Origin of the sequence: Actinomadura sp., from assembly GCF_044508335.1 — a bacterium.
In the GTDB taxonomy this organism is placed as follows: Bacteria; Actinomycetota; Actinomycetes; order Streptosporangiales; family Streptosporangiaceae; genus Spirillospora.
On sequence record NZ_JBIQHY010000098.1, the window covers coordinates 11960 to 18971 of the forward strand.

Annotated in this window: 7 protein-coding genes; 3 read left to right on the forward strand and 4 right to left on the reverse strand. The window is 76.7% G+C overall.

From position 1 onward, the window contains the following. Nucleotides 1–679, forward strand: a 679-nt coding sequence (locus ACIWVC_RS26260) for a cytochrome P450 (protein WP_396454702.1), incomplete at its 5' end; no start/stop codon positions are given. Nucleotides 680–752: 73 nt separating this feature from the next. Here ACIWVC_RS26260 and ACIWVC_RS26265 read toward each other — a convergent pair. Next, nucleotides 753–1136 carry a VOC family protein gene (locus ACIWVC_RS26265; protein ID WP_396454703.1) on the reverse strand — a complete coding sequence of 128 codons (384 nt, stop codon included), beginning with the start codon at nucleotides 1134–1136 and terminating at the stop codon, nucleotides 753–755. 178 nt (nucleotides 1137–1314) lie between these two features. After that, the gene (locus ACIWVC_RS26270; protein WP_396454704.1) at nucleotides 1315–1785 is read right to left on the reverse strand and encodes a PPOX class F420-dependent oxidoreductase; all 471 of its coding nucleotides are present in this window, start codon (nucleotides 1783–1785) and stop codon (nucleotides 1315–1317) included. A gap of 100 nt (nucleotides 1786–1885) precedes the next feature. On the opposite strand from ACIWVC_RS26270, the gene ACIWVC_RS26275 reads away from it, so the two are divergent. Then, a complete protein-coding gene (locus tag ACIWVC_RS26275) occupies nucleotides 1886–2410 on the forward strand; it encodes a pyridoxamine 5'-phosphate oxidase family protein (protein WP_396454705.1) in 525 nt (174 codons plus the stop codon). A gap of 810 nt (nucleotides 2411–3220) precedes the next feature. On the opposite strand, the gene ACIWVC_RS26280 is transcribed toward ACIWVC_RS26275, so the two are convergent. Together ACIWVC_RS26280 and ACIWVC_RS26285 are read right to left on the reverse strand one after the other, a co-directional pair. Then, a complete protein-coding gene (locus ACIWVC_RS26280) occupies nucleotides 3221–4555 on the reverse strand; it encodes a hypothetical protein (RefSeq protein ID WP_396454706.1) in 1335 nt (444 codons plus the stop codon). A gap of 3 nt (nucleotides 4556–4558) precedes the next feature. Further along, nucleotides 4559–5005: a hypothetical protein gene (locus tag ACIWVC_RS26285; protein WP_396454707.1), complete on the reverse strand. Its 447-nt coding sequence runs from the start codon at nucleotides 5003–5005 to the stop codon at nucleotides 4559–4561. A gap of 146 nt (nucleotides 5006–5151) precedes the next feature. Between ACIWVC_RS26285 and ACIWVC_RS26290 the strand changes: the two genes are divergently transcribed. Then, the coding region (locus tag ACIWVC_RS26290; RefSeq protein ID WP_396454708.1) for a hypothetical protein at nucleotides 5152–7012 on the forward strand (1861 nt) is incomplete at its 3' end.

Here is a 7012-nt window from a genome sequence, read left to right on the forward strand (position 1 = left end):
TGACGGCGGCGGGTACGACGATGTGCTGGGCATGCTGATGGCCGCCCGCGACGAGGACGGCTCGGGCCTGACCCGCCAGGAGCTGCAGGACCAGGTCATCAGCCTGATCTCCGCCGGGTACGACACCACCAGCGCCGCGATGGCGTGGGCGGTGTACGCGCTGCTGACCCATCCGGCGGCCGAGGAGCGGGCGCGCCGCGAGGTCGCCGAGGTGGTCGGCGACCGCCCGGTGACGGCCGCCGACCTGCCCGCGCTGACCTACCTGGACGGGGTGGTGAACGAGACGCTGCGGCTGTTCCCGCCCGCGGTGGTCAGCGCCCGGGTCCCGGTGGAGGACTTCTCCTACGCCGGGCACCGGATCCCGGCGGGCGCGATGGTGCTGTACTCGCCGTTCGTCACGCACCGGATGCCGGAGGTGTGGCCGCGGGCGGGACGGTTCCGGCCCGAGCGCTGGGACCCGGCCTCGGCCCTGTACCGTCCCGCCGCGCCGTCGACGTTCCTGCCGTTCGGCGGCGGGCCGCACCGCTGCATCGGCGCGACGCTGGCGACCGTGGAGATCAAGACGATGCTGGCGTGCCTGCTGGCCCGGACCCGGCTGCGCCTGGTTTCCCCCGCCGCCGTCCCGACGAGCGTGACGGCGATGCGGCCGCGCGGCGGCCTGCCCGTGCGGGTGCTGTAGCCCCCGCCGGCCGGCCCTGCCCCCCCGGCCCTGCCCGCCGGCCTTGCCCGCCGGCCTTGCCCGCCGGCCTTGCTCAGGCGGGTTCTGCGGGCTGGCGCAGGCAGACGCAGAACGGGTGCCCGGCGGGGTCGGCCAGGACGCGCCAGCGGTCCTCGCCGGGCTGGAATTCCAGTGTGCTGCCGCCCAGTTCGGCGACCGCCGCCTCGGCCTTGTCGAGGTCGTCGACGTAGAGGTCGAGGTGGAACTGCTGGGGCCGGTCCCCCTCGGGCCAGGTCGGCGCCTTGTGGGCGGGGACGGCCTGGAAGTAGACGTCCACGCCGTTGGGCAGCTTGACGGCGGCGGCCTCGGCGGTGTCGTAGGTGACCTCGCCGCCGGTGAGGGCCGCGTAGAACGCGGCGAGGGCGGGCGGCTCCGGGCAGTCGATGGTGACGGCGGCGAACTCCGCGATACCGGTCATGTGCATCTCCTCTGTCGTCGGGGAAACGCCCCAAGGCTCGCAGGAGAAGCTGACACCTTCTGTCAGGTACGGCCGGAACGTCCGCGGCGGATTGCCGCGGCGGATCGCCGCGCCGCCCGCCGCGCCGCCCGCCGGGGCGGCGGTCCGGGCGGGTCGTGGGGCGGGTCGTGGGGCGGGGTCAGTCGCCGGAGGCGAGGCGGGCGGGGAACCCGCCGGTGGCGATGGGGCCCCACCGGTCGATGGTGACGCGGATCAGCGACTTGCCCTGGCGGCGCATCGCCTCGCGGTACTCGTCCCAGTCGGGGTGCTCCCCGGCGATGCACCGGTAGTAGTCGACGAGGGCGTCTGCGGCGGCGGGCATGTCGATGACCTCGGCGGTCCCGTCGACCTGGACGTAGGGGCCGTTGAAGTCGTCCGACAGCACGCACACCGACACGCGCGGGTCGCGGCGGGCGTTGCGGGCCTTGGCGCGTTCTGGGTAGGTGGACACCACGATGCGGCCCTCGCCGTCGACCCCGCACGTCACCGGGGACATCTGGGGGCGCCCGTCGGCGCGGGTCGTGGACAGCACCGCGCGGTGGCGGGGACGCAGGAAGTCGAGCAGTTCGGGGCGGCCGACGCGGTCCGCGGAGGCGATGGAAGGAGCCATGATCCCCACCCTAGGGAACCGGGCGCCGATGAGTTCGCGGGCGCCGCGCGGTCTGCCCCCTGTGAAAGGCTCGCATGAGTCCGGCCGAAGGAGGACGACGATGACCGACCGTGAGCCCGTGGAGGCCCGCAACCTCGACATCTACGGCAGCCCGGAGCTGGCGTGGGAGACCGTCCGGGACGCGCTGGTGGGCGCGCTGCCGAAGATGGAGACCGCGTCGTTCCTGGGGACCGTCCGCCCGGACGGGCGCCCGCACTCGGCGGGCATCGGCGCGCTGTGGCACGACGGGGAGATCTTCTTCGTCAGCGGGCCGGGCACCCGCAAGTCCCGCGACCTGGCGGCGAACCCGGCGTGCACGCTGTCGGTCCGCACTCCCGGCGGCGACATCGTGCTGGAGGGGACCGCCGGGCGCGTCACCGACCCGGCCGTCCTGGAGCAGGTCGCCGCGGCCTACCGGGAGAGCGGCTGGCCCGCGCAGGTCGACGGGGACGCGTTCACCGCGCCCTACAACGCGCAGAGCGCCGGGCCGCCGCCGTGGCACCTGTACCGGTTCGTCCACCGGACGGTGGCGATGGTCAGCACGGTGGAGCCCTACGGCGCGGGCCTGTGGCGCTTCGAGTCCTGACCGCGGTCCCGGCCGTCGACTTTGGTCTAGGGTCCGGTCGCCGTTCGGGCGTTGGGGCGGGTGCCGGCCGGTGGCGAGACTGGCGGCATGCCAGGGGGTATATCGCTGAGCGGCGCGCCCGCGGGCCGCTGGACGCTCGACTGCGGAGGCCGACGCCTGCAGGTCGAGACCGGGCGGGACGGGTGGGACCGGTTCGCGCGCCTGTACGTCGACGGTGAGCCGGCGCGGGAGGCCGCGGCCTTCCGGAAGGCCGAGCTCGCCTACGGCGACCGGTCGGTGGTCGTGGTGTTCGACGCCGTGGGGCTGGTGGACGGGCAGGCGTCCCGCTGCGCGCTGACCCGGCCGCAACCGGGTGAAGACCTGGACACGGGCACGGGCAAGAGTCCCGGTGAAGGCTCCGGCGGGGGCTGCGGCGGGGGCGCGGGGAAGGGCCGGGGGCGGGTGCCGTTCGAGCCGCCGGCGGGGACGCGGGCGGCGCGGCGGGAGGCGTTCGCGCGGGCGCATCCGGCGCTGTACGCCTCCCGGCATGTGGCGGCGGCGCTCGGCCGGGTGCTGGTCCCGCTGCTGGGGCTGGGCGCGCTGGTGAAGGTGCTGGTCGGCATGGTCCCGCGCCCGGACGTGCGGTTCCCCGGCATCGATCCCCCGTCGGTCCCCCGGCCGCGCGTCCCCTTCCCCGATCTGCCGCTGCCGGACCTGCCGGAGGCGCCGCTGCCGCCGTGGGTGCGGGCGGCGGCGGTGGCGGCGAAGCTGTGGGTGCCGGTGCTGATCGCGGTCTGCGTGGCGGCCGGTGAGGTGCGGCGCCGCAGGGGGTCAGCCGCTGAGCAGGGCGAACAGCCCGGCGCAGGTGAGCGCGACCATGACCGCGGCGACGGGGAGCTGGCCGCGCAGGGCCGGGCCGGGGCCGCGCAGGGCGAGGTCGTGTGCGGCGACGGTCCCGGCGATGTGGCCGAGGACGATGGCGTTGACCTGGACCTGCGCGGTGAGCGTGGGCCCGGCCAGGTCGTAGTCGATCCGGTTGCCGGTGGAGCCGAGCAGGTTCGCGCCCGTCCCGAACGGGTCGCTGGCGAGGATGAAGGTGGTCTGCCCTTCCAGGACGAAGAACGAGAAGTAGTGGGCGAGGGCGTAGCCGAGGGCGATGGGCAGCAGCGTCGCGGCGAACCGCCCGGGCAGCGCGGCCGGGTCCTGGCCGGTGAGGCGGGCGCTGAGCCGCAGCGCGGCGACGTAGCCGGCAGCGACGGCGCCGATGGCGGCGGCGAGCCCTAGCGTCCCGGCGGGGACGCTGGAGGGGTCGACGTTGTCGCGCCAGTAGGTGGTGCGGGTGATGCCGTCGAATCCGGTGGAGCCGATGAGCACGCAGGCGGTCGCGGTGAGGCCGGGTTCGGCGGCGCCGGTCATGAGCCCGGTGAGCGGGGTGCGCAGCACCAGGGTCCCGTCGCGGCGCCGCCCGATCGGGCAGAGCCGGGCCAGCAGGCTGCAGTAGGCCTCGAACCCGTCGCCGCGGGTGAACCAGTCGCGGCCGAACCACCAGGCCAGCGCCGTGTTCGCGGCCGCGTACGCCAGGATGAGCGCGCCGACCAGGCGCGGGTCGGAGCGGTGGGGCGCGACCAGCTCCAGCCACACGAACCCGGTGAGCCACGCCGCGGCGGGCCAGTACCCGGCGCGGGCGGGCAGGGCGCGGCGGCCCGCCGGGGACGTGCGGGTGAGCCGGCACAGGGCGGCGTGCAGGGTCCGCAGCGGGTTGACGCGCCGCCATACCGGGCCGAGCAGGACGCCGGCGGGCACGAGCCCGACCCAGAACGTCACGAACAGCGCCCAGGGGGCGAGGTTGGCGTCCGCGCCGGGCGGCCCGGCGAACGCGACGATCACGACGAGCGCGGCCGCGGCGAGGGCCAGGAGGCGTCCGGCCGCGGTGAGGGCGGGCGCGTCCAGGGCGCGGGCGAGCGCGGCGGGCAGCGGCCGCCCGGCGTCGGGGTGGAGCCGGGGCCGCTTCCACGCGGCGGTCAGCGCGGCGAACGAGGCGGCCACCGCGATGCCGCCGCCGGCGATGGCCGCGACGGCGTCCAGCGGCAGGTCGGTGCGGCCGCCGAGCCCGTGCGCCAGGACGTGGGCGCCGCCGGCCGCGATGGCGGGTGCGGGTGCGGTCACGGCTCAGCCGACCTGGAGCTCGAGCACGCGGGCGCCGGAGTGGTGCAGCTCGGCCTCGAACACCCCGGGCGTGCCGGCGGTGAACCGCAGGACGGCGGGGCGCCCGGGGGTGATCGGCAGTTCGCGGTCGTAGCCGTGCAGGTGGAACCGGTCGGCGGTGTCGCCGGTGACGGTGATCTCGACGACGGCGCCGCGCGGGACCTTCACCCGGCGGTGCGCGGTGCGGACCCGGCCGTCCCGGACGGTCACCGCGACCCGCACGACCGGCGCCCCCGGCGAGGCGGACGGCCGGGCGCCCGCGGTGGGTCCGGCGGTGGGTCCGGTGGTGGGCGCGGCGGTGCCGGGGGCGGCGGGCGCGGCGGACGGCCCGGCGGGCGCGGGCTCCCCGCATCCGGCCGCCGCCAGCGTCACGGCGGCCGCGACCGCCCCGGCGATGATCCGCAGCCTCATGGCGCCCCTTCCGTACCGGTGTCCCACACCACAGATTGTGACACTAGACAATGACACATTCGAAGATGACATACTCCACATCGGAAAGGGGTATCGCCCCCATCCGTTCCGATTCGTGCGGCGAGGGAGCACCGGTGGTGGAGCACATGACGGGCACGGGAGCGGCGGCTGCGGCGCTGCGGCTGGCCGCCGCGGCGCCGGCGAAACCGGCGGGCGGCGCCGCGCTCGACCAGATCATCATCGCCTCCGCCGGCGCCGCCGCCCTGACGGCGTTCCTGCTGGTCTTCGGGTGGGGGCACCGCACCGGCCGCATCACCGCCCTGGCGCGGCTGGCGCGGCTGGCCGAGCGCGGCGCCGGCCGCGGCGTGCCCGGCTGGGCCGCGCTGCCGCTGCAGGTGGCGATGGTGGCGCTGCTGGTGGCGCTGCTCGGCATGTACTGGGACATCTCCCTGCACATCTCGCACGGCCGCGACGAGGGCCCGCTGGCCAACGTCGCGCACTACCCGATCCTGGTCGGGCTGTTCGGCGTCTTCACCGCCGGGGTGCTGGCCGTGGTGCTGCCCAAGGGCGAGCGGCCCGGCGCCGCGGCGGTGCGGATCACCCGGGACTGGTACGCGCCCGCCGGCGGCGTGCTGCTGGCCGGCGCCGGGTTCTACGCGCTGCTGGGCTTCCCCCTCGACGATGTGTGGCACCGCATCTTCGGGCAGGACGTGACGCTGTGGGGCCCGACGCACCTGATGCTGATCGGCGGGGCCGGGCTGTCGCTGGTGGCGATGATGATCCTGGAGCGGGAGGGCCGCCGCGCCCGCGGCGGCGCCGCGCAGCCGCCCCGCTGGGTCCGGTACGCGCGGCGCTGCATGCTCGGCGGCGGGCTGCTGATCGGGCTGTCGGTGTTCCAGGCCGAGTACGACTTCGGGGTGCCGCAGTTCCGGCTCGTCCACCAGCCGCTGCTGATCGCGCTGGCGGCGGGCTGCGCGCTGGTGGCGGTGCGGCTGTGGGCGGGCCGCGGCGCCGCGCTGCTGGCCGTGGTGTTCTACATGCTGGTGCGGGGCGGGGTGTCGGTCGCGGTCGCCGGGGTGATCGGCGAGCTGTGGGCGGCGGTGCCGCTGTACTTCGCCGAGGCGGTGTGCGTGGAGGTCGCGGCGCTGGCGCTCGCGCGGCGGCCGGTGGCGATGGGCGCGGTGTCGGGGCTGCTGATCGGGACGGCGGGGTTCGGCGCCGAGTACGCCTACGGGCAGGCGGCGTGGCGGCTGCCGTGGACGCCGGACATCCTCGCCGAGGGCATGGCCATGGCGGTGACCGGCGGCGTCGCGGGCGGGCTGTGCGGGGCGCTGCTGGCCGAGGGGCTGGCGGGGCGGATGCCGCGGCGGGCGGTGGCGCGCGGGATCTTCGCGGGGGCGGTCCTGGCGGTGTCGGCGGCCGTGGCCAACGGGCTGGTGGTCGACGTGCCGTCCGGGCGGACCGCGACCGTCACGCTCACCGGCGTGCGCGGCGACGCCGCGCACCGCACCGCCGGCGCCCGCGTGGAGTTCTCCTCCGGCGCGGTGGACGGGCCGGCGTGGCTGACGGTGACCGGCTGGCAGGGCCGGGGCCTGCACGTCGACCACCTGGTGCGGGAGCGCGACGGCGTCTACCGCACGAGCGAGCCGATGCCGCTGCACGGCGGGTGGAAGACGCTGATCCGCGTGCACGACGGCCGGACCCTCGCCGGCGTCCCGGTGTACCTGCCCGCCGACCCCGCGATCGGCGCCGGGGAGCTGCCCGCCCCGGACCGGTTCACCCGGGACGTGCAGGGCGAGCGGTCGATCCTGCAGCGGGAGCTGAAGACCGACGTGCCGGGCTGGCTGTGGGCGGTGTGCTCGGCGGTGGTGCTGGCGTGCACGCTGGCGCTGGTGCTGGCGCTCGGCTGGGGCGTCGCGCGGATCGCCCGCCTGCTCCCCGAGGCCGGGTCCGCCGCCGGGTCCGCCGCCGGGTCCGCCGCCGGGTCCGCCGCCGGGTCCGCCGCCG

Coding starts and splice junctions, on each gene's coding strand:
- ACIWVC_RS26275 (WP_396454705.1), top strand. CDS start 1,886: ATGACCGACCGTGAGCCCGTGGAGGCCCGCAACCTCGACATCTACGGC.
- ACIWVC_RS26265 (WP_396454703.1), bottom strand. CDS start 1,136: ATGACCGGTATCGCGGAGTTCGCCGCCGTCACCATCGACTGCCCGGAG.
- ACIWVC_RS26270 (WP_396454704.1), bottom strand. CDS start 1,785: ATGGCTCCTTCCATCGCCTCCGCGGACCGCGTCGGCCGCCCCGAACTG.
- ACIWVC_RS26285 (WP_396454707.1), bottom strand. CDS start 5,005: ATGAGGCTGCGGATCATCGCCGGGGCGGTCGCGGCCGCCGTGACGCTG.